General features: G+C 63.0%; 21 protein-coding genes. 14 read left to right on the forward strand and 7 right to left on the reverse strand.

All coding sequences use genetic code 11. From position 1 onward, the window contains the following. Positions 1–11 precede the first annotated feature (11 nt). From grxC to ACFSM0_RS02385, 3 genes are read left to right on the forward strand one after another with little or no spacing between them, the layout of a single operon-like run. On the forward strand, positions 12–269 hold the full coding sequence (gene grxC, locus ACFSM0_RS02375; protein ID WP_377386592.1) for a glutaredoxin 3: 258 nt from the start codon (positions 12–14) through the stop codon (positions 267–269). Further along, positions 269–1,099, forward strand: a complete 831-nt coding sequence (locus ACFSM0_RS02380; protein ID WP_377386596.1) for a carbon-nitrogen hydrolase family protein — start codon at positions 269–271, stop codon at positions 1,097–1,099. The genes grxC and ACFSM0_RS02380 overlap by 1 nt, the downstream gene beginning before the upstream one ends. 1 nt (position 1,100) lies before the next feature. Next, positions 1,101–1,532, forward strand: coding sequence for a MarR family winged helix-turn-helix transcriptional regulator (locus ACFSM0_RS02385; protein WP_377386599.1), 432 nt, complete (start codon positions 1,101–1,103; stop codon positions 1,530–1,532). Positions 1,533–1,658: 126 nt separating this feature from the next. On the opposite strand, the gene ACFSM0_RS02390 is transcribed toward ACFSM0_RS02385, so the two are convergent. From ACFSM0_RS02390 to ACFSM0_RS02400, 3 genes are all read right to left on the reverse strand, one after another. Beyond that, positions 1,659–2,762: a site-specific DNA-methyltransferase gene (locus ACFSM0_RS02390; protein ID WP_377386601.1), complete on the reverse strand. Its 1,104-nt coding sequence runs from the start codon at positions 2,760–2,762 to the stop codon at positions 1,659–1,661. Between the two features lie 109 nt (positions 2,763–2,871). After that, positions 2,872–3,507: a ribonuclease HII gene (locus ACFSM0_RS02395; RefSeq protein ID WP_377386604.1), complete on the reverse strand. Its 636-nt coding sequence runs from the start codon at positions 3,505–3,507 to the stop codon at positions 2,872–2,874. An 80-nt stretch (positions 3,508–3,587) separates the two neighbouring features. Continuing rightward, entirely contained in the window at positions 3,588–3,995 is a 408-nt protein-coding gene (locus ACFSM0_RS02400) for a hypothetical protein (protein ID WP_377386607.1), read from the reverse strand. 161 nt (positions 3,996–4,156) lie between these two features. On the opposite strand from ACFSM0_RS02400, the gene ACFSM0_RS02405 reads away from it, so the two are divergent. The 11 genes from ACFSM0_RS02405 (at position 4,157) to msrA (ending at position 18,511) form a co-directional block, all read left to right on the forward strand. Beyond that, the gene (locus tag ACFSM0_RS02405; protein WP_377386610.1) at positions 4,157–4,441 is read left to right on the forward strand and encodes a hypothetical protein; all 285 of its coding nucleotides are present in this window, start codon (positions 4,157–4,159) and stop codon (positions 4,439–4,441) included. Next, complete coding sequence (locus ACFSM0_RS02410) at positions 4,413–5,117, forward strand: winged helix-turn-helix domain-containing protein (RefSeq protein ID WP_377386613.1); 705 nt, start codon at positions 4,413–4,415, stop codon at positions 5,115–5,117. The genes ACFSM0_RS02405 and ACFSM0_RS02410 overlap by 29 nt, the downstream gene beginning before the upstream one ends. A gap of 71 nt (positions 5,118–5,188) precedes the next feature. After that, positions 5,189–6,283, forward strand: a complete 1,095-nt coding sequence (locus tag ACFSM0_RS02415) for a carboxynorspermidine decarboxylase (protein ID WP_377386616.1) — start codon at positions 5,189–5,191, stop codon at positions 6,281–6,283. A 47-nt stretch (positions 6,284–6,330) separates the two neighbouring features. Continuing rightward, the gene (locus ACFSM0_RS02420; protein ID WP_377386618.1) at positions 6,331–7,566 is read left to right on the forward strand and encodes a saccharopine dehydrogenase family protein; all 1,236 of its coding nucleotides are present in this window, start codon (positions 6,331–6,333) and stop codon (positions 7,564–7,566) included. Between the two features lie 608 nt (positions 7,567–8,174). Beyond that, positions 8,175–8,888, forward strand: coding sequence for a sulfotransferase domain-containing protein (locus tag ACFSM0_RS02425; protein ID WP_377386621.1), 714 nt, complete (start codon positions 8,175–8,177; stop codon positions 8,886–8,888). Positions 8,889–9,150: 262 nt separating this feature from the next. Then, positions 9,151–10,116, forward strand: coding sequence for a GDP-L-fucose synthase (fcl, locus tag ACFSM0_RS02430; protein ID WP_377386623.1), 966 nt, complete (start codon positions 9,151–9,153; stop codon positions 10,114–10,116). Between the two features lie 99 nt (positions 10,117–10,215). Continuing rightward, positions 10,216–11,073 carry a hypothetical protein gene (locus ACFSM0_RS02435; RefSeq protein ID WP_377386626.1) on the forward strand — a complete coding sequence of 286 codons (858 nt, stop codon included), beginning with the start codon at positions 10,216–10,218 and terminating at the stop codon, positions 11,071–11,073. A gap of 74 nt (positions 11,074–11,147) precedes the next feature. After that, the gene (locus tag ACFSM0_RS02440; protein ID WP_377386629.1) at positions 11,148–13,922 is read left to right on the forward strand and encodes a hypothetical protein; all 2,775 of its coding nucleotides are present in this window, start codon (positions 11,148–11,150) and stop codon (positions 13,920–13,922) included. 161 nt (positions 13,923–14,083) lie between these two features. Further along, positions 14,084–17,497 carry an exostosin domain-containing protein gene (locus ACFSM0_RS02445; RefSeq protein WP_377386632.1) on the forward strand — a complete coding sequence of 1,138 codons (3,414 nt, stop codon included), beginning with the start codon at positions 14,084–14,086 and terminating at the stop codon, positions 17,495–17,497. A gap of 72 nt (positions 17,498–17,569) precedes the next feature. Further along, on the forward strand, positions 17,570–18,013 hold the full coding sequence (msrB, locus tag ACFSM0_RS02450) for a peptide-methionine (R)-S-oxide reductase MsrB (protein WP_377386635.1): 444 nt from the start codon (positions 17,570–17,572) through the stop codon (positions 18,011–18,013). Further along, positions 18,014–18,511: a peptide-methionine (S)-S-oxide reductase MsrA gene (gene msrA, locus ACFSM0_RS02455; protein ID WP_377386638.1), complete on the forward strand. Its 498-nt coding sequence runs from the start codon at positions 18,014–18,016 to the stop codon at positions 18,509–18,511. It begins immediately after the preceding gene. Here the strand turns inward: msrA and fliP are convergent. From fliP to fliF, 4 genes are read right to left on the reverse strand one after another with little or no spacing between them, the layout of a single operon-like run. Next, on the reverse strand, positions 18,502–19,239 hold the full coding sequence (fliP, locus tag ACFSM0_RS02460; protein WP_377386640.1) for a flagellar type III secretion system pore protein FliP: 738 nt from the start codon (positions 19,237–19,239) through the stop codon (positions 18,502–18,504). The two genes, msrA and fliP, sit on opposite strands and share 10 nt — an antisense overlap. A 2-nt stretch (positions 19,240–19,241) precedes the next feature. Then, entirely contained in the window at positions 19,242–19,511 is a 270-nt protein-coding gene (locus tag ACFSM0_RS02465) for a FliM/FliN family flagellar motor switch protein (RefSeq protein ID WP_377386643.1), read from the reverse strand. Further along, positions 19,504–20,112 carry a FliH/SctL family protein gene (locus ACFSM0_RS02470; RefSeq protein ID WP_377386646.1) on the reverse strand — a complete coding sequence of 203 codons (609 nt, stop codon included), beginning with the start codon at positions 20,110–20,112 and terminating at the stop codon, positions 19,504–19,506. The genes ACFSM0_RS02465 and ACFSM0_RS02470 overlap by 8 nt, the downstream gene beginning before the upstream one ends. After that, positions 20,109–21,758 (reverse strand): flagellar basal-body MS-ring/collar protein FliF, encoded by a 1,650-nt coding sequence (fliF, locus tag ACFSM0_RS02475; RefSeq protein WP_377386648.1) that lies wholly within the window; start codon positions 21,756–21,758, stop codon positions 20,109–20,111. Before fliF ends, ACFSM0_RS02470 begins: the two co-directional genes overlap by 4 nt. Positions 21,759–21,859 lie beyond the last annotated feature (101 nt).

A 21,859-nucleotide genomic window follows, 5' to 3' on the forward strand; every position in this document is an offset into this window, starting at 1 on the left:
AAGGAGCCCTCATGAAACGCGTTGAAATCTACACCACCCGAAGCTGCCCCTATTGCATCGCCGCCAAGGAGCTGCTGACCGCCAAGGGCGTCGCTTATGAAGAGACCGACGTGGGCGCCGATCCTGCGCTGCGCCAGAAAATGACCGAGCGCGCGAACGGCGGCTACACCGTGCCGCAGATCTTTATCGGCGGCACGCATGTCGGCGGCTGTGACGACCTGCATGCGCTTGAGGCGGCGGGCCGGCTCGACGCGCTTTTGGCCAACTGATGCGCGCGGGGTTGATCCAGCTTTCGGTGGGCGACGATCCGGCAGCAAACCTGCCGGTGACACGCGATTTCATCCGGGAGGCCGCGGCAGCCGGGGCGGGCTTTGTGCTCACACCCGAATGCACGAACATGCTCTCCTCCGACCGCGCCCATCAACAAGCGGTGCTGCGCCACGAGGAAGAGGATGGCACGCTGGAAAGCCTGCGTGCCGAGGCGGCGCGGCTGGGCATCTGGCTGCTGATCGGCTCGCTCGGGGTAAAAACCCACGATGCCGATGGCCGCTTTGCCAACCGCTCTTTTCTGATCGGTCCCGAGGGGCAGATCGTGGCGCGTTACGACAAGATCCATATGTTCGACGTCGATGTGAGCGCAACGGAGCGCTACCGCGAATCGGAGGGCTACCGGCCCGGCACCCGCGCGGTGCTGGCCGAGGCGGCCTTTGCGAAGATCGGCATGGCGATCTGTTATGACCTGCGCTTTGCGCATCTGTTCCGCCGCCTCGCGCAAGCGGGCGCCGAGATCCTGACACTGCCCGCCGCCTTCAACGACACCACCGGCGCCGCGCATTGGGAAACCCTGATTCGCGCCCGTGCGATCGAAACCGGCTGTTTCGTGCTCGCGCCCGCGCAATGCGGCGCCCATGCCGCGCATGGCGACACGCCGCGGCGCACCTATGGCCACAGCCTTGCCGTCGCCCCTTGGGGAGAGGTTCTGGCCGATGGCGGCACCTTGCCCGGCGTGACGCTTGTGGATCTGGACCTCACCCGGGTGAGTGCGGCGCGCGGTCGCGTGCCCTCGATCCGCCATGACCGCGCTTTCGAGGGGCCCTGACATGTCTGACCCGCTGGCCGCCGCGCTCTTTTCCGAGGTCTTCATGGCCGATCAGCTGGCGCGCAACGTGGTCAGCCGGGCGCTGCCGAAGGGCATGGAGATCTCGCATTTTTCCGTGCTCAACCACCTTGCGCATATCGGCGAGGAGCGCACCCCCGCGCAGCTTGCCGCAAGCTTTCACGTCACCCGCGGCGCGATGACAAACACGCTCTCCAAGCTCGCTTGGGCGGGGCATGTCCACATCCGCCCGGACTGGGACGATGCGCGGCGCAAATTCGTGGCGATCTCCCCCGCGGGGCGGCAGGCGCGCGATGCCGCCCTCGCCGCCTTGATGCCGCGCATCACCGAGGTCGTGCGGGCGATCGGGCCGGAAAAAGTGCGCGCCGCGCTGCCGGTGTTGCGCGAGTTGCGCGCCCAGCTTGAAGACAGCTGACCGGGGCGAAGCGCGGCCCCCCCCTTGGGCTGCCCTGAAAGCGAAAAGACCCCGCCGAGCGAACGGCGGGGTAAGGTCGTGCCCGGGCATGCCGGAGCACTGGCGGTAACTTTTTGATCTGTAAAGTCAGTGCATCTCGGCGCGGATCTGCTGGCGCAAGAGGTCGATCGGCACCATTTTGCCGTCGCGCTTGAAGTGCCAGTAGGTCCAGCCGTTGCAGCTTGGCGCGCCTTCGAGATGGGCGCCGACCTGATGGATCGAGCCCTTCACATCATTGCCCACAAGCGTGCCATCGGCGCGCACCTTGGCCTTGAAGCGGTTGCCGACCGAATAGAGCTCTTCGCCCGGACGCAGCATGCCGCGCTCGACAAGCTGGCCAAAGGGAACGCGCGGTTCGGCGCGTTTCGAGCCCGTGATCTCGAGCGCCTCGCGGTCAAATTTGCGCACCTTCTCAAGCCGCTTGCTGGCGGCCTCGCGATAGGCTTCCTCGCGCTCGATGCCGATGTAGTCGCGCCCGAGCATCTTGGCGACGGCGCCGGTCGTGCCGGTGCCGAAGAACGGATCGAGCACGACATCGCCGGGATTGGTGGTGCCAAGGATGATGCGGTGCAGCAGCGCCTCGGGCTTTTGCGTCGGGTGCGCCTTGTCGCCCGCCTCGTCCTTCAGCCGCTCGCCGCCGGTGCAGATCGGCAGCACCCAGTCCGAGCGCATCTGCACGCCTTCGTTGAGCGCTTTCAGCGCCTCATAGTTGAAGGTGTATTTCGCACCTTCGGATTTCGAGGCCCAGATCAGCGTTTCATGTGCATTGGTGAGCCGCTTGCCGCGGAAGTTCGGCATCGGGTTCGATTTGCGCCAAACCACATCGTTGAGGATCCAATAGCCCTGATTTTGCAGCTCGGCGCCAAGACGGAACACATTGTGGTAGGAGCCGATCACCCAGATCGCGCCATTGGGCTTGAGGATGCGGCGCGCCGCCGCCAGCCAGTCGTGGGTGAAGCTGTCATAATGGCCAAAGGAGCCAAACTGGTCCCAGGCATCATCCACCGCATCAACGCGCGAATTGTCCGGCCGGTGCAGTTCGCCGCGCAGCTGCAGGTTGTAGGGGGGGTCCGCAAAAATCAGGTCGATGCTCGCCTCGGGAAGGCGGTTCATCTCTTCGATGCAGTCGCCTGCAATGATCTGGTTGAGCGGAAGCGCGAGTGGCGCCTTCCGCGGATCGGTCTTGGTCATCTCTGCCTCATTGTGCCCGTGCGGGTCTTGCCCAGGGGTCGCCAGCTTGTGCCGGTCTATGGGCCTAAAGATGAGTCAAAGCTGATTCGCCGTCAAATTCTTTTTTGAATCAGGTACTTACTGTTTTCGCTTGGCACAAGATATTGTGCACAGGCTTGAACGAACGCCTATGAACGGGCGTAACCCCCAGATCTAGGAGCGCCTGCACGTGGTCCTTTGTCGGGTAGCCTGCGTTCCTCTCCCAACCATAGCCGGGGTATTGTTGCGCCAAATCCACCATCAGCGCGTCACGTGCCTCTTTGGCGAGGATCGAGGCGGCGGCGATGGAAACAGACCGCGCATCGCCCTTCACCACGGCCTCGGCAGAGAGGGTGAGCGCCTTCGGGAGCCGGTTGCCATCGACAAGCACATGATCGGGCGGCCGGCAAAGCCCGGCCAGTGCGCGCATCATCGCAAGGTGGCTCGCCTGCAAGATATTGAGCGCGTCGATCTCTTCAACGCTCGCATGGGCCACGCACCATTCCGCATGGGCGGTGATTTCGGCCACAAGCGCGGCGCGGCGCTTCGCCGAGAGCTTTTTCGAATCATCGAGCCCGGCGGGGATATGCGCGGGGTCGAGCACCACAGCGGCGGCCGTGACCGGGCCGCACAGCGGGCCGCGGCCCACTTCGTCCACCCCGGCCACGCGCAAAAGCCCGCGCGCGCGGGCAAGGTCTTCAAAGGAATAATCGGGTTTTTGAGCCATGCCCTCGCATGACGCGCCCGGCGCGCAGGCGCAACGAAAAAGGCGCGAGGGAGAGCCCCCCTCGCGCCTTCCCGGTGCCGTCAGCGGCGGTGGCTCCAGTCGCGCCGCCCGGTGTCACGGCAACCGGGCGATTGCACCTCGATGCGGCGGCCATGGCGGTCGCGCTCAATGCGGATCACGCAGGCATCGGCACGGCGGTGATCATCACGCCGACTGTCCCAGCCATGATCACGGCCATGATCACGCCCATGATCGCGGCCGCGATCATAATAGCCCCAGGCCGGGGGCGGCGGGGCCCGGTGCGGAGCGGCGCGCGGCTTGTCATTTTGATCAACCAGCGCGGCAATCGCGCCGATGCCGATGAGCAGTGCCAGCGCATTGCGGTCTTTCTCGCTCATCGCGGCGGCGGGGGTGGCGGTGACGGAGGTCAGGCCGATCGCCAGAGCGGTGACGGCGGCGGTCAGGCGGGGCGAGAAAAAGCGGATCATGGCAGGTCTCCTGTCGGATGCGGCAGTGCCGCGGTTTCGATGCGATGAGCCTCGGGCCAAGCGCCCCGGACAGGCAATATCAGCCCCCTGTTATCCGATAGCATGCCCGCCAAACCCCTTTGGCTATTGCATAACGCGGCCCGGCGGCGCAGCCTTGGCACATGATGAAACATGCGCTCTTTGCCCTGATCTTGCTCGCTCTGGCCGCGCCCGCGCAGGCCGACTGCTATGCCGATTACAAGGCCAAGCAGGACAATCCTCTGCGCCTCCATTACGGCGTGGCGCAGGTGCCGGACGGCGCCTGCTCCAAGGGGGCGGCATCCGCGGCCCTCGCGCCCCGGCTTGCGGCCGGGGGCTGGACCCTGCTCAATATCGTTTCCGTTTTCGGGCCCGAGGGGCTCCAAGCCAAGAAGGCCAGTGCCGGTGCCTATTTCCTCCGTTACTGAGGGGCTGAAGGCGGGCTCGCGCGCGGTGCTTTGGGGCGTCATTGCCATCGCCGTTGCGCTCGGGGCAGCGGCGGCGCTCCTGTTCCTCTCGCTTCCCGATGCCAATGCCTTCAATGCGCGGGTCGAGCAGATCTTCGTGCAAAACGATGCCCTCACCAACCCGACGCAATTGCGGCTGCTTGAGGTTCTGGCGCAATCGGGCACCTCTTTTGCCGAGGTGCTTTCCTCCTATCGCCTGATCATCTTCATCCTGCTCGTTTTCGCCGCGGTGCTGATGGTGGCGGCGCTCGGGCTCTTGCTCACCATCATCGGGCTGAACCGGCGCATGAGCGCGATTCAGCGCTCTGGCATCGAGGTGCAGAGCCTGCGCATCCTGCGGGCAGAAAACGCGGTGATGCTGAACGACATGGCCTTCACCCTCACCCCCGCCGCCATCGAAACCCTCGCGGTGCTGGCCGAGGCGCGGATGGACGATGATTTCGTCACCGGCGCGCAGATCGAGGCGATGATCTCGGGCAAACCCGAGGCAGATTGCGACGAGGCCGCGGGCGCCACCCGCATCAAGCGGCTGCGTGATGCACTGGGCAATGCTCTCGTCAGCGAGCTTTTGGTGCGCAACATTTCACGCAAGGGTTACACGCTCGCCGTAGCAAGGGAGCGTCTGCGCGTCGACTGACCCCGATTCCTGTTGCTTATGGGGGGCGGGGGTCCTATATCGCGGCTTCACTTTTTCGCGGGGGGGCGCCCATGATCCCGACACCCTTCTACCTGATCGACGAAGCCCGGCTTCTGGTCAACATGCGCAAGATCGACGCTTTGCGCGCGGCCTCCGGGGCAAAGGCGCTTCTGGCGCTCAAATGCTTCGCCACATGGTCCGCCTTCGACATCATGCGCCCTTACATGGATGGCACCACCTCCAGCTCGCTTTATGAGCTGCGGCTGGGGCACGAGAAGTTCGGCAAGGAAACGCATGCCTATTCCGTTGCCTGGTCAGACCGGGAGATCGACGAAGCCTGCAGCTATGCCGACAAGATCATTTTCAACTCGGTGGGCCAGCTCACCCGGTTTGAGGCGCAATCGGCCGGGATCAAGCGCGGGCTGCGGCTCAATCCCCGGTTCTCCACCTCCGGCTTCGACCTTGCGGACCCGGCGCGCCCGTTCTCGCGGCTGGGCGAATGGGATCTGGCGAAACTGCTTGGCGTGGCCGAGCTGATTTCGGGCGTGATGATCCACTACAATTGCGAGAACCGCGATTTCGCGCTGTTTGACGACCAGCTTGGCCGGATCGAGCGCGACTTCGCGCCGCTGCTGGAAAAGCTCGACTGGGTGAGCCTGGGGGGCGGCATCCATTTCACCGGCGAGGGCTACCCGCTCGACGCGCTTGCCGCGCGGCTCAAGGCCTTTTCCGAGCGCTTCGGGGTGCAGGTCTATCTTGAGCCCGGCGAGGCCTCGATCACGCAATCGACCTCGCTTGAGGTGAGCGTGCTCGACCTGCTCGAAAACGGCAAGACCCTCGCCATCGTCGACAGCTCGATCGAGGCCCATATGCTTGATCTGCTGATCTACCGCGAAAGCGCGAAGCTGCCGCAACAGGGCGATCACGCCTATCAGATCTGCGGCAAATCCTGCCTTGCGGGGGATATCTTTGGCGAGGCCCGCTTCCCCGCGCCCCTGAAGGTGGGCGACCGGATCTCGGTGGCCGATGCGGCGGGCTACACGATGGTGAAGAAAAACTGGTTCAACGGCGTCAACATGCCGTCGATCGCCATTCGCCGCGAGGATGGCACTGTCGAGCGGATCCGAGACTTTACCTACGAGGATTACCTCTCATCCCTGTCCTGAGGGGCTGATCGCCCCCCTTCCCTGCCTCATGAAAGGAGCCAGAAGAAGTGAAGAAGAACGTGCTTATCATCGGTGCCGGTGGCGTCGCGCAGGTGGTTGCCCACAAATGCGCGCAACACAACGACATTCTGGGTGACCTGCACATCGCATCGCGCACACGCGCGAAATGCGACGCCATCATCGCCTCGGTCCATGAGAAAGGCGCGATGAAGGTGCAAGGCACGTTCGAGGCGCATGCGGTGGATGCGATGGATACGGCGGCGGTGGCGGATCTGATCCGCAAGACCGGCGCGCAGATCGTCATCAACGTCGGCTCGTCCTTCGTCAACATGACGGTGCTGGCCGCCTGCATCGAGACCGGCGCGGCCTATATGGACACGGCGATCCACGAAGACCCGGAAAAGATCTGCGAAGCGCCGCCGTGGTATGGCAATTATGAGTGGAAACGGCGCGCGGCCTGCAAGGCGGCGGGGGTCACCGCGATTCTTGGCGTCGGCTTTGATCCGGGTGTGGTCAATGCCTATGCGCGGCTCGCCGAGGACGAGTTCCTCGACACGATCGAAAGCATCGACATCGTCGACATCAATGCCGGCTCCCACGGGCGCTGGTTTGCCACCAACTTCGACCCGGAGATCAACTTCCGCGAATTCACCGGCACGGTCTATTCGTGGCAACAGGGCGCCTGGCAATCGAACACAATGTTCGAGGTGGGCAAGGAATGGGATCTGCCGGTTGTGGGCAAGCAAAAGGCCTATATGACCGGGCATGACGAGGTGCATTCGCTCTCGGCGCGCTACAGCCAGGCCGATGTGCGGTTCTGGATGGGCTTTGGCGATCATTACATCAACGTTTTCACGGTGCTGAAAAACCTCGGCCTGCTCTCGGAACAGCCGGTGAAAACCGCCGAAGGGCAGGAGGTGATCCCGCTCAAGGTGGTGAAGGCAGTGCTGCCCGACCCGGCAAGCCTCGCGCCGGATTACGAGGGCAAGACCTGCATCGGCGATGTGATCAAGGGCACGAAGAACGGCAAACCGGCCGAAGTTTTCATCTACAACGTCGCCGATCACAAGGAAGCTTATGAGGAAGTAGGAAGCCAGGGCATTTCCTACACCGCGGGCGTGCCGCCGGTTGCCGCCGCACTCCTGATCGCCAAAGGCGTGTGGGATGTGGGCACGATGGTGAACGTGGAAGAGCTTCCGCCGCGGCCCTTCCTTGAGCTTCTGGGAGAGATGGGCCTGCCAAGCCGGGTGATTGATCCCACCGGCGCAGACCGCGCGATCTGATCCACCTGCCAACAGAATTGCGAAAGGCCCGCCAGTCGGGCCTTTCGCATTTGGCCAACGCGCCCCCGCATCCGAGGCGGTTGAGCGCCGTGTTGCCCCCGGCCCGGGCAAGATCGCAGCGCACAGATTGGTTGCGCGCGACGTTTGAAGACGAGGGAAAACGGGGGGCTTTGTCGCGCGCGCGGGCACGCGCTTCGCCCGGCTCAGGCAGGCCTGCCACGCTGCGCCGCGCGCGCCCCGCCTGACACCGCGACCAGTGCCGAAAAAGTGGGCGCGGCGCGCATCCATCCGATTTTTCAGGGGCGCCTTTCCTGAGCGCACGCAGTGACCGGGTGACTTAAAGATCTCGCGGGGATTGCGCCTTGAGAACCTAGCCTTCGCGCTTGCTCACCGAATCAGCTTGGTCTAATTTGCCGGAGTCGGGCGAAGTATGCCTTCTGCTGGCTCGGCTTCGCGAAACAAGAGCTCGGATTAAGGCCGCGCCTGCACGACCGACGCATGACACCGATGGTGTTCGACGTGCTGCGGGATGGCTTTCAGAAGATATTGAAGGCGGGCCAACAGATGCTGCGAAGAGAATAATCGCAGGCGTCAGATGAGGAAAAGATATGGGACTAGTCGGAATTTATTCCTTTCCAAAGTCTGGGAATACCTGGATTCGCGTGATTATTGGCCGGATCATGAACCAGGATTTCGAACAGGTTCCTGACCTTCATATTTCTCCTTTGTCTAACGCCCAAGAATTCAACGGATTGAGGTTTTTCAAGCATCACGGCGGCAGGAACTACAAATCCTGGAATGGGCAGAAGCTCGATACCACCAATGTGATCCATATTCGAAGAAACCCGCTGGATGTATTTGTATCCTATCTGAATTTTCTCTCTGACAATGTGACCGGAAAAGCCCCAATCAAGTTCAGTTCCGTCGATGACATTCGCGGAACGGATCTTTTTGATTTGTACTTCAGCACATTCATTACGACAGGCCATGTGTCTGCCGGATTTGCGGATGTGACGGGCAGTTATTTTCAGAACAACACGTTCTGGATGAACCAGACTGAAGTTCCTGCGATCTTGCTGAAATATGAAGATCTCGTGAGCGATCCTATTGCAACGCTTGAGCCTGTCAAACAGCTTCTGGGGATCGACGACGCGCTTATTGCATCTGCTGTCGAAGAGGCAGCGGCCGTAACCAAGCCGGATGGAAAGTTTTTCTGGAAACAGCAGGAAAAAAATTATCTGAATTACCTGTCGCAGGAACAGATTGATCTCTTCGTGAAATACCGCGGCGCAGAAAGCGAGGCGATGGGTTATAAATTCTGACCCATCCGCGCCCAGCTTGCGGTCGAGGCATCATGAAAATAAATATGGCGCATGCATTTTTGCTTGCGCCCTGAGGCTGGCACGAGGCGCGCCGACATTGAAAACATCAGACGAACAAAGCTATAATTCAGCAATTCTGCGTTGAGCAATGTAGATCGACATGTGCTATCGTGTGACCTGAAAATTCAGCGAAAGATTGCTTCTTGGCTTCCTGTTCGGCACCCTCTCGCACATGCAACGGATCGATAATAGAGAGACTATCATGAAGATCTACATCGCAGGCCATCGCGGCATGGTCGGAGGCGCTATCCTGCGCAAGCTCCAGGCGCGCAAGAGTGCCGGTGCCGCGCTCGAACTCATCACGCGCACCCATGCCGAGCTCGATTTGACGAGCCAGCAGGCGGTGCGTGATTTCATGCAGACCGAAAAGCCCGATGTGGTGATCCTCGCCGCGGCGAAGGTGGGCGGCATCCATGCCAACAACACCTATCCGGCTGAGTTCATCTACGAAAACCTGATGATCGAATGCAACGTGATCCATCAGGCCTTTGCCGCCGGGGTGCAACGGCTGCTCCAGCTTGGCTCGTCCTGCATCTACCCGAAAGCCGTGCCGCAGCCGATGGCGGAGAATGCGCTGCTCACCGGCACGCTTGAACCCACGAACGAGCCCTATGCCGTCGCCAAGATCGCCGGGATCAAGCTTTGTGAGAGCTACAACCGGCAATATGGTGTCGATTACCGCTCGGTGATGCCCACCAACCTCTATGGCCCGGGCGACAATTTCCACCCCGAGAACTCGCATGTGCTGCCAGCCCTGATCCGGCGCTTTCACGAGGCGGCTCAGGCGGGCACCGAGGAGGTGGTGATCTGGGGGTCCGGCACGCCGATGCGCGAATTCCTGCATGTCGATGACATGGCAGAGGCCTCGCTGTTCGTGCTCGACCTCGACAAGGCCACCTATGAGGCCAATACCCAGCCCATGCTCAGCCATATCAACGTGGGCAGCGGCACCGATATCTCGATCATGGATCTGGCCAGGCTCGTGGCCCGCGTGACAGGCTATCAGGGCCGGATCACGAACGACCCCACGAAGCCCGATGGCACGATGAAGAAGCTGATGGATGTCAGCCGCCTGACGCAGATGGGCTGGACCGCGCGGATCGGGCTGGAGGACGGCGTCGCGGAAACCTACCGCTGGTTTTGCGAAACCGCGCAGATCCGCGCCTGATCCTTTTGCGCCTGACCGTCTGAGATCGGGCGAACTTTTCTCTGCCAGCGGATAACGATAGGATAGATCGTCCGTTGTTGAAAGAAAGAGACCGTAAAGATGGCCAACAGCACGTTGGGAACGCTTCAGGACTGTGGCGTGATCTATGCCGTGACGGGGGAGCCCTATTTCAAGGAGATGCGGACCTCGATCCGGTCGATCCGTGCGGTGCACCCGGAGTTGCCGATCACCGTCGCCTATTCCTGGGAAGGGGCGCTTGCACGCGAGCTTCTGGCCGGGATTCCGCATATCGAGTTTCTCGATCTCACGGAAACGGTGCGGGCCTCCGGGCTGAAGATGAATGACGGCATGGAGCGCAGCCGCGGCGTCAAGATCAACACGATCAATGTCTCGCCCTATCGCTTCACGCTGTTTCTCGACACGGACACCTATGTGCGCAAGACCCTCGTGCCGATGTTTGACGCGCTGCGCGAGGGCGATACGCAGATCGTGCTCACCAATGAGCCGATCGCCTATTACCCGAAGGAGCAATACGAGAAGGGCATCGCCGATGGCGACCGCCCGAATGCGCAAGGCCTGATGGCGCTTTCAAACCCGAAGTATTTCAACTCTGGCGTCTTCGCCTTCCGCGACACGATCCGTGATTATGGTGCGGGCACCGGCTGGGTCGAGCAGTTTCTGGCCCAGTCGCAGGCCCCGGCGACCAGCAACTGGGCGCGCCTGTGCGATCAGACCGCGCTGAACAAGACGATGAACCGGCTGACGGATATTCCCCGCAAGGTGCTTTCCAACACGATCTGGAATGCGCAGTGCAAGATCCTGTTCGAACTGCACAAACAGGGCCGCTGGGATGACATCCACATCATTCACTGCAAGATGGTGCACCACCTCGGGCCGGAGCCCGAAAAGCTCGTGCACGGTCAATACATCAGCAGTTTCCAGTTGATCAAACCCTGACCTGCGGGGCCGGGGCCCACAGGCAGCATCGGCAACGGGCCGTCAGGGCCACGGGTCGCACCGGGGGAACCACTATGCACGTTTTAGTCGTTGGATTCAGCGTTACCGCGGAAAAATCCTTTGTTGAGCGGTGTCAGGAACAATTGGCCGGGCAAACCGGAATCCGGCTCTCCAAGGCCGGGATCGGTGGCTGGTTCCCCTTCCTGCTGCGGCATGTGATCGACGAGATCCTCGCCCGTTACCGCCCGGACCATGTGGTGTTCGAGATCGCCACGCCGAGCCTGCGCAGCCAGAGCCGCAGCCACGAAGATCATCTTGAAAGCTTGCGGTGCCTCGTGGCCTCGGCGGTCAAGCACGGCGTTGGCCGGATCTCGTTTCTCGACCTGCCCCGCAGCGATGTGGACGAGGCGACGGATTGGCAATGGGCCATGCATCGCGCCTTTTGCGAAGACTATGCGCTTGGCTATCGCGCCGTGCCGCTTGCCGAGGGGGTGCTGCGCGATGTCGTGCACCCCACCGCAAAGGGCGTGGCGACATTTGCAGATGCGTTGAGGGCGCTGATCGAAACCACGCCAGAGCTCTCCGCCGAGGCGCGCGCGCGGCTCAGCGTTTTGCGCAACCCCTTCCGCAGCATCCCGGCCCACCGTTACGGCTGCGGCAGCGCGGGGCTGCGTGAGTATGCCCGCGGCGGATATGATGTGACCGCCGTGTGCATTCCCGCCGGGGAGACCGTGCATTTCGACTTTGGCCCGGCGCCGGTGCGGGTGCTTGGCTATTCCATGATCATGGGGCCGCGGAGCGGTGCGCTCGACCTGAGCACCGGCGATTTTTCGCATCGCGCAGGCGGCTATGACCCGTTTTGCTATTACGAGCGGATCGGCGCGACGTTCTTTCTGGAGCAATCCTGCCGCGGGCTGGATATCCGCCAGGATCCGGCACTGCCGCGCGTCGAGCTGCTCAAGGGCACGCCCGACACCGGCCCCCGGATGGGCCATCTGTGCAGCATCTTCATCGCGGGAGACACGGTGCCCGCCCCGACACGCGCCGCGCCCGCCCCCGCACAGCCCGTCGCGGCTCTCGCGCCTGCCCCGGTGCCGGCCGATCGGCAGCATGTGCTGACCGTGGGCTTCAGCGTCACCGATCAAAATTCCTTTGTCGAATTTGCCCGGCACCGCTGTGCCCGTGCCGGGCGCGACAAGATCCGCTTCGACAAGGTTGGCATCGGCGCCTGGACCCCGTTCCAACTGCGCCATGTGATGGGGCAGATCCTCGCCCTGCACAAAGGGGCCAACCATCTCGTTTTCGAGATCGCCACCTCCCAGTTGCGCGGCATGAACCGCCCGCGAGAAGATCATCTGGCCACGCTCCGCGCCCTTTGTGCCGCGGCGGTGGCGCATGGGGCGACGCGGATCTCGTTCCTGGATCTGCCGCGGATCGACGTGGTCGAGGCCCGAGACTGGCTTTGGCAAATGCACCGCAGCTTCGCCGCCGACCACGGGCTTGGCTATGCCTCGGTCTCGCTCGCAAAGGACATGCTCACCGACGACGTTCACCCGACCGAGGCGGGCAAGCAGATCTATACTGACGCCTTCATGACGCTGCTTGAGACGCCCGAGATCCCGGCCTTAGCGCGCGAAACGCTGCGGAGCTATCCTGCGCCTTGGGGGAGCATGTCCGCCGCCGCCTGCGCAAGCGGCGCGCCAGAAACGAAAGCCTATGGCCGCGGCGGGTTTCGTCAGACGCTGGTGAGCATTCCGGGCGGCACGGAGCAACGCTTCGTGTTTCCAAGGCCGATGCAGGTGGTGGGCTATTCGATGCTGCGCGGGCCAACCACGGGGGCGCTCACACTCACCGCAGGCACCTTCACCGACCGCAACGACGGCTATGACAACCGGTGCTATTATGAACGTCTGGCCGTGACCCAGTTTGAGCCGCAGACGGTCTCGGAAATCACGATCCGGCAGGAGCCCGAAATCCCCGAGATCGCGCTGTTCAAGGGCGAAAAGGATCTCGGCCCGCGTGTCGGGCATATTGGCGCGATCCTGACCCTCGCCCCCGATGGCGAAGGGCTCCAGATGGCACCGCAGCGCGCCCCTGCCCAGACGCCGCCCGGCGCCCCGACGCCCCCGCTCCCCGCCCTGAGCAGGCGGGCACGCGCGGCGCGGCTGATCCATCTGCACCAGCCGCGCACCGCCGGGCGCTCTCTGCGGCAGGCAATGGCCGCGCATCTCGCGCCGGGCCGGCTCGAAATCTATCAGCCCCAAGCGCCGCAAAGCGTGCGCGACATGCTGGAGCGCGACGACTGGGCCGTGTTCACGGGCAATTTTCAGGCCTTGCATGGCACCCTTGCCGCGCCTTTGCTGCAATTGCCGTGCTGGATGACGGTGGTGCGCGACCCGGCCGAGCGGCTCGTCTCCTTCCTGCATTATGCCCGCGCGGTGCCTGCACTCGGGGGCGTGCATGACCGGCTCAAACCGCTGGGTCTGGAGGAGGGGCTCGCGCTCCTGATCGCGGAAAGCTCAAGCTATGCGCAATCGAGCCAATGCCGCGGCATCGTCTGGGGCGAGGAACCGCCAACCGCCGAGGGCGCCCTGCGCGTGATCGACCGGCGCTTTCGCTTTGTCTCTACCATGGAACAGCTTGCAGAAGGTTTCGAGGCGTTGCGGCGCTGGGATCTGGTCGCGCCGGATGCCGTGTTGCCCCATATCTTTGCCGGTCCGCCGCGCGATGCCCGGTTGCTGGAGACGGCCCGCGCCCTTCTGGGCGAGCGCGCCCATGAGGATGCCCTCCTGCATCAGCGGCTGCTGCGAGAAGGCCCTGTCTTGCGCGATCCGACCGGCGTTTTGTGAGCTGTGCCGGCCCGGCCCCCCATCCGTCCGCCGCAGACCGCAGCGGCTAATTGGCAAGAAGACGGCGCAGGGCGGTTGTTGTTTGGCGGTCCTCTGTCTAGGGTCTTGCCCAAACAGCCCCTCGAAAGATGCCCGTCACAACTGATTTTCAGGATCGAACGATGTCGAAAACGATTTTCATCACGACCCCTTGCCTCAATATGGCAAGAACCATCGACCGCACGATCCAGAGCGTTCTTAACCAGGCCGGCGATTTCTTCCTGCGCTACCACATTCAGGACGGCGGCTCGGAGGATGGCACGCTTGCGCGGCTCGACTGGTGGCAAGATCACATGCGCAGCAAGGCCTTTGTCAAAAACTGCCTCGGGGTCGATTTCTCTTATAGTTCGGAACCCGATACCGGCATGTATGACGCGCTCTGCAAGGGCTTTGCCCAGATGCAGATCCCGCCCGATGCCTTCATGACATGGATCAACGGCGACGACATTCTCACGCAGGGGTCTTGCGCGTTCATCGAGAATGTGGCCGCGCAATTCACCAAGGAGCAGGTCTCCTGGGTGGGCGGGGCCACTTCGGTGTTTCGGGGCAACCGGCCCATGCTCCATTTCGACAATCCGATCCCGCGGGCAGCCCTGCAACTGGGCCTGTGCGAGGGGCAGCACTGGAACTTTTTGCAACAGGAAGGCACTTATTTCCGCAAATGGCTCTGGAGTGCCGTTTCTCCCGAGGAAACGATTGCGCCGATGCGCCTTGCGGGCGACTGGAACCTGTGGCGGCTGTTCTCCGGGAAAGCATCGCTCGCGCAAACCAAGGTCGCGCTGGCAACCTTCCGCATCACGGATGATCAGCTCTCCGCGCGCCAGCGCGAGAAATACATGGCCGAGATCGAGGCGATCATCCCTGCCGCCGAGCGCCGCGCCGCCCTCGAAACCTTGGCGCAGCAGGCTGATATCTCCCGCCGCAGCCTCAAGGTGCATTATGCCGATGCGGCGCTCACGGTTCTCGACGAAGGCTGCAACGGCACGCTGCGGGTGAATGTTGAAAAGACCTTCGGCGCCGAGAGAAGCGCCGCGATCCCCTCCAACGGTGGGCAGGTCAAGGTGGTTTACGAAGGCACGGCCCCCGCCCCGGAAGCCGCGCCTGGACACCATATCTCTTTTCAGAACAACATTCTCGCCCATGATCGCGACTGGCAATTTCCCGCCATCACCGAAAAGCAGGCGTTCCATCGGCTGCGCGATTGCGGCTGCGTGCCCGAGGGCGTGACCTATGTCGCCTATCCTTGGGCGAACCTGATCGACAAGCTTCAGACCAAATCTTCTGATGCCCATATTCATCTTTCGCAGTTTTTTGAATTTTGCGAACAGCTTCCCCAGAACACCACACTCGTGACCGTGTGCCAGCAGATCAAGATGAAGGAGTTTCTGGATCTGTTCGAAACCGCCGGGATCTCGCATGTGTTCTGGAGCCATGCCACGCAAGAAGATCTTGCAAACAACGCCGCGCTTGCGGATCGCGACGCGCTGTCGATCCACCCTTTCCCGCTGTTTCCGGTGCAGATCCCCGATCCCTCGGAATGCATCGAAATCGCCGCGCGGCCGTTCCTGTTTTCGTTCATCGGGGCGCGGGCGAACCAGTATTACCTGACCGAGTCGCGCACGCATATTCTCGAACTGCTCCAGGATCATCCGCGCGGGCTGATCATCGGGCGCGACGACTGGCACTATAACAAGGTGGTGTACGAGCTGCAGATCCGCCCCGGCGCGAAATCCGCCGCGGTCGAAGATCTGGTGAACAAATCACATTCCGAACAGTTCCGCCTCTCGCTGGCGCAAAGCGTGTTCTCGCTCTGCCCCTCCGGCTCGGGGCCGAACTCGATCCGGCTGTGGGAAAGCCTTGGGGCCGGGTCGATCCCGGTGATCCTCGCCGAGACCTATGCCCCGCCCGGAGACCCCGCGCTCTGGCAGGCGGCGGCCGTGTTTTGCGAGGAGACCCGCGAGGCAATCGCCGCACTGCCCGCACGGCTTGAAGAGATCGCGGCAGACCCAGAGCGGTTGCGCGCCATGCAGCGCGCGGGGGCGCAGCTTTGGCTGCTCTACGGTCCGCAGAGCTTCGTTTATGATGTGCAAAAGTTGATGCTGGAGCTTGGTCAGGGTGGTCAGGCCGGGGCCCCCGCGCTCACGCCGCACCCGGCGGGGCACTCCACCACGGCATCGGAGCCGCAGGGGCCGGCTGCGCTTTGCGAATTGTTGGCCGCGCGTTTGCACCACAAGAAAACGCTCGATCCAGACGAGGCAAGAAGCCTGCTGCGCGCCGCGGCAAGCGCATTGCTCGTTGCGGGCAACGCGCTGATGCCGCTTTTCAACGCGGCAAGCACCCCGCTCGGCCAGACCGTGCAACGGGCCCAAGACGCTCTGCCGCCTGCCGATGCGGCGCGGACGCATTTCGAGCAGGTGCTCGCGCATCTGGAGCTGGCGCCCTGCGCGCCTGCGCGGCCAGCCCTGCCCGCGCTTGCCAGCCCTGCCGTTGCGCCCGCGGCCCGCCCGGCCTCGGCTCTGAGGATTTGTTTTGTCGGGCAGCATTCTCACCGCACGCCGCTGAGCTATCCGGCATTCCGCGCCACGGCGCGCGAGCGCATCACCGTGGTCGAGGAGCCGGCACAGGCCGATGTGGTGATGACCGGCTTCAATCTCGATCTGCGCAACGATGCCGCGCGGTTCGAAGCGATCACCAAGGCAAATCCGGGCGCGAAGATCATGGTGATCTCGGAAGAGCCGTTGTGGGATTCGACCTGGTCTGACGGCTTCACCGAGACCGCGCGCAAGGCCGTCTGCGGCGCGACCGAAGTTCCCTACACGTTCCTCAACCACACCAATTCGACGATCTTCGCCTTTGCGCAGATCCCCTATTTTCTGCTGACCTCGGACGATCTGCTGACGCGCTTCACCACGCTGATTGCCCGAAACCTGACGCTGACGCCGCAAGATCTGCTCAGCCGCTGGCGCAAGGCCCCGGTGCCTGCCGCGTTCGTGGCCGAGAAGCGCGAGGGCGAGAAATACGCGCTCGCCTTCCCCGATCAGGAGGTCTGGGGGCTGAGCACCTACCGCTCCGAAGTGGCGGCGCATCTGGCAAAGCATCCCGGCGTTCATATCGAGGGCAAGGGCTGGTTCAACGAAGCGCGGCGGCAAGATCTGCCGGACTGGCATCTCGACAAGCTCGCCAAGCTGGATGCGCGGGTGCGCGTGATGTCGAGCTACGAGAACACGCATCAAAGGCACTACATCTCCGAAAAGATCTTCGATGCGTTCGTGGTCGGGGGGATGCCGACCTATTATGCAAACCCTCATCACGCGATTCATCAGCTTGTGCCGGAAGCCAGCATGATCAACACCTTCGGGCTGACGGCCACTGCGGCGGCCGCGCGGGTGCGCGATTTTGAGCCCGATCTTGTGACCGCCGAGGCATGGCTCGATACTGCGCGGCGGCTCAAGATGCTCTGTGGCAACACCGGGGCGATCCGCGCGGAGCGGCAGCGCATCACCGATGCGATCCTTGCGGCGGTGGCGGCCCTCTGAACGCCACCGGGGCGGGCTGGACTTTTTGCCCGCCCACCCCATTTCAAGGGTCTCACACTGGGAGGCCCGATGATGACCCGCTATCAAAAGACCGAGGAGGCCCTTGCGCGCCTCAGCCCGGAAGAATTCCGCGTGACGCAGCAAAGCGGCACCGAACGCCCCTTTACCGGCGCCTATTGGGAGACGACGGCGCCCGGGCTTTATGTCGATGTGGTTTCGGGCGAGCCGCTCTTTTCCTCGCGCGACAAGTTCGATGCGGGGTGCGGCTGGCCCTCGTTCACCCATCCCGTTGAGCCTGCGCATGTGACCGAGCATCATGATCTTTCGCATGGCATGCGCCGGGTCGAGGTGCGCTCCGCCCATGGCGACAGCCATCTGGGCCATGTTTTCCCCGATGGCCCGCGCGAGCGCGGCGGCCTGCGTTACTGCATCAATTCCGCGAGCCTGCGCTTCATCCCCAAGGAGCGGATGGCGGAAGAGGGCTACGGCGATTATCTGGCGATGCTGGAGGACTGAATGGAAAAAGCAATTCTTGCAGGCGGCTGCTTCTGGGGCATGCAGGATCTGATCCGCAAGCTGCCGGGCGTTGCGGCAACGCGTGTGGGCTATACCGGGGGCGAGGTGGAAAACGCCACCTATCGCAACCACGGCAATCACGCCGAGGCGATCGAGATCCTGTTCGACCCGGAGCGGATCAGCTACCGGCGGCTTCTGGAATTCTTCTTCCAGATCCATGACCCGACCACGCCAAACCGGCAGGGCAATGACCGCGGCCCGTCTTACCGCTCAGCAATCTTTTATCTCGACGAGGCCCAGCGCCACTGCGCCCAAGAGACGATTGCCGATGTCGATGCCTCGGGCCTCTGGCCGGGCAAGGTGGTGACGGAGGTGGCCCCGGCCGGGCCATTCTGGGAGGCCGAGCCGGAGCATCAGGATTATCTGGAGCGCATTCCGAACGGCTACACCTGCCACCGCATTCGCCCCGACTGGGTTTTGCCGAAGCGTCAGGAATAGGACCGCACCAGCGCGCCCGAAAGCAGCACCCAACCATTCGCCACCACGAAGAAGGCGAGCTTGAAGGGCAACGCCACCACCGCGGGCGGCACCATCATCATGCCCATCGACATCAGGATCGCCGAGACCACGAGGTCGATGATCAGGAAGGGCAGGAAGACGAGAAAGCCGATCTCGAAGGCGCGGGTAATCTCCGACAGCATGAAGGAGGGCACCAGCATTGAAAGCGGCGCGGTGCGCAGCTCGCCCGCGAAGGCAGTGCCGTCTCGCAGAGCGGAAAGCTGGCTGAAGGTCTCGGGATCGGTGCGCCCCGCCATGAAAATGCGAAACGGCTCCACGCCACGCTCAAATGCCGTCATGATATCGATCGAGCCCGCCACCAGCGGCTCGATCCCGGCCTGATAGCTCGCCATGAAGGTCGGCTCCATGATGAACCATGTGAGGAAGAGCGCGAGCGAGACGATCAGCATGTTCGGCGGCGATTGCTGCAAGCCCATCGCCTGACGCAAAATCGAGAGCACGGTGACGATGAACGGAAAGCACGTCACCATGATCGCAATGCCGGGCGCGAGGCTCAAAAGCGTGATCCCGGCGATCAGCAGCACCGAGGAATTGGTCAAAGAGCCATTGCCGCCAAGGTCGATATTGATGGCCTGCGCCCCGGCGGGAACCGCGGTCAGGGCAAGAACACCAACGATTAACCCTAACAATTGGTAGTGACGGGCCATTTTCACAGCCCGTTCTGCAGATCGACGACTTCGGTGAGGCGCACCGCGAGCTGGCCCGAATCGCCTTCCATCTCGGTCAGTTCGCCGCGCGCGATCAGCTTGTCGCCGACATAAAGCTCGACCGGGTCTTCCACCTTGCGGTCCAGCGGCAGGATCGAATCGCGTTTCATCCGCAACAGGTCGCGCACGAGCGGACGCGCCTTGCCAACGGAAATGGTGATCTCGATCGGCACTTGCGAAAACGGGTTCGCGGTCTGGGGCATGTCATCCATGAGCTGCCTCCTCCTGGTCCTGGTTGGCGCTGAAATAGGTGTTGATGGCGGCACCGATTGCTCCGATCACCCCATCGAGGTCGATCCGCGTCTCGGTATCGGCGAACTTGAGATAGACCTGCCCCTCGCCCAGCGAAGGTTCGGCCTGAAACACCAGCGGCAAGCTGGCGCGGTCGGTCATCACCGACTCGATGTAGGGCAGGCTGGCCGGATGGGCGACCACCGCGATCGGCACCGAAGTGGCGCGATCCGCCAGCGGTTCGAGCTGTTCGGCCACCATATGCGCGAGTGTTTCGCGCGCCATGGCCGGCAAGAGCTTCGCCGCGATGTCGACCAGCAGCGGGCGCAATGCCCCCAGAACCTGCTGACGGGCCTCGTGATAGGTGAAGGAAAGCTCCTGCAGGTTCTGCGCAAGTTCGGTGCGCAGCTTCGTGCCTTCGCGTTCCTGCGCCGCCACCGCATCGTCCCAGCCTGCCGTATAGCCCTTCTCGAAGGCGGCGAGCCGCTCTTCCTCGAAAGCCTGCGGGGCAATCTCTATCTGGGGCTGCGGCGGCGCCAGTTCCGGTTCGAAGGATTCGAGCTGAATGCTGCGCAAGCTCATACGCTTTCCTCCGTCTCATCCATCCACGAGCGCAGGATCTCGACCGATTCGGCCTGACGTTCCTCGATGAGGCGCTTGAGGCGTTTCACCGGATCCTCGTCTCCTTGCTCTTCTATGCCATAGTTGCCCATACCCATCCCCATCGGCATGTCGCCAAGGTCAAAGTCGGAGACCACAGACATCTGGCCAAGCGGCAAATCGCCATCGGAGATCTCGCCATTGAGGGCGGGCGTTCCGTCGGAGGAGGGGATCCCCTCGGCACCGATCAGGCCAGAGGGCAACTCGCCCAGTTCGGCTTCGCGGGCGGCCGCCCGTTGAGCGAGCAGCGGGCGCATCACGAACAGGCCCAGAACCAGAACCACAAGCGCGAAGACCCCGAGCTTGATCAGCTGCATGGCATCCAGCGGCGATGACGCGAAGAGGCTCGCCTCGGCACTCGTGCCCATGTCGGCGATCGGTTCGAAGGCCATCGAACGGATCGTGATCACGTCGCCGCGCGATTCGTCAAAGCCCACCGCCGAAGACACCAGCTCCTTGAGCGCCGCCAGTTCTTCATCCGAGCGCGGCACGGTGCTGGCAACGCCATTGGCGTCGGTGCCCTCGACCCCATCCACCAGCACGGCAACGGTCAGCCGCTTGATGTCCCCCGGCGCGCGGACCACTTCACGGGTGGTTTCCGAGACTTCGTAATTGGTGCGCTCGCGAGAATCAGCGGCCTGGCTTTGCGACTTGCCGCCATTGGCCGCATCGCCCGAAGGCAGGTTGGAGGCCACGGTGACGGCACCCGGCTTGGTGTCATCGGCCTTTTTCGAGCTCGATTCGACATCGGTCGAAATCGGCACGCGGCTGTTCGGGTCGATCAGGCGTTCGGTAATCGCCTCGCGCTCGGTCACGGTCTGCACCGAAACCTCGACCACGGCATTGCCGTAGCCCACGCGCGCCTCAAGCAGGCGCTCGACATTCTTGCGCAGCTCGTCGGCGCGGTCACTGGCCGCCGGGCTCATCGAATCATCGCCCGTCGAGACCAGCCCGGAGACGCTGTCGATGATCGAAACCTCATCCGGGGTCATCCCCTGAATGGCGGAAGACACAAGGAATTTCAGCGCTTTGGCATGGGTGGGCGAGAGCCCGCCCGAGGCCGTTACCACAGTCACGGAGGCACTCGGACGGCTGTCGCGCCGGAACGATGTTGCCGCAGGCGCCGCGATATGCACCCGCGCCTGACGGATCATCGGGTTCGACACGATGGTCCGGGCCAGCTCGCCTTCTTTTGCACGCCAGTAGGCGGCATCGAACATTTGCGAGGTGGTGCCGAAGCCCGAGAGCGAATCAAGAAGTTCATAGCCGGCGCCGCCGGTGGCGGGCAGCCCTTCGCTCGCGAGCGACATGCGCAGCTCGTCGCGCCGCGCCGCCTCTACATAAATCGCGTCGCCGCGCACCTCATAGGGCACCCCGCGCGCTTCGAGCGCCGAAATCACCTCGCCAGAGCGTGCCCCTTCGAGGCCTGCATATAGAAGCGCCATATCCGGGCGCGACGCGAAGCTGGAAAGCGCCAAAACGGCGGCAAACATAAGAACTGTCGCGCCGATCACGACCGCACGCTTGAGCGTGTCCAATCCCTGCCAAAGGGCCAAGAGCTGTTGCAAGACGCACCTCCATCGAGCGGGCTTTCTGCCCCGTCGTCGAAAGCATCTTTCCCCGATCGCCCTTAACAATCGGTTAGTGGGTGAGGGGCTATAGGGGGGAA

This window comes from Rhodobacter lacus (genome assembly GCF_042683065.1).
Classification (GTDB): Bacteria; Pseudomonadota; Alphaproteobacteria; order Rhodobacterales; family Rhodobacteraceae; genus Rhodobacter; species Rhodobacter lacus.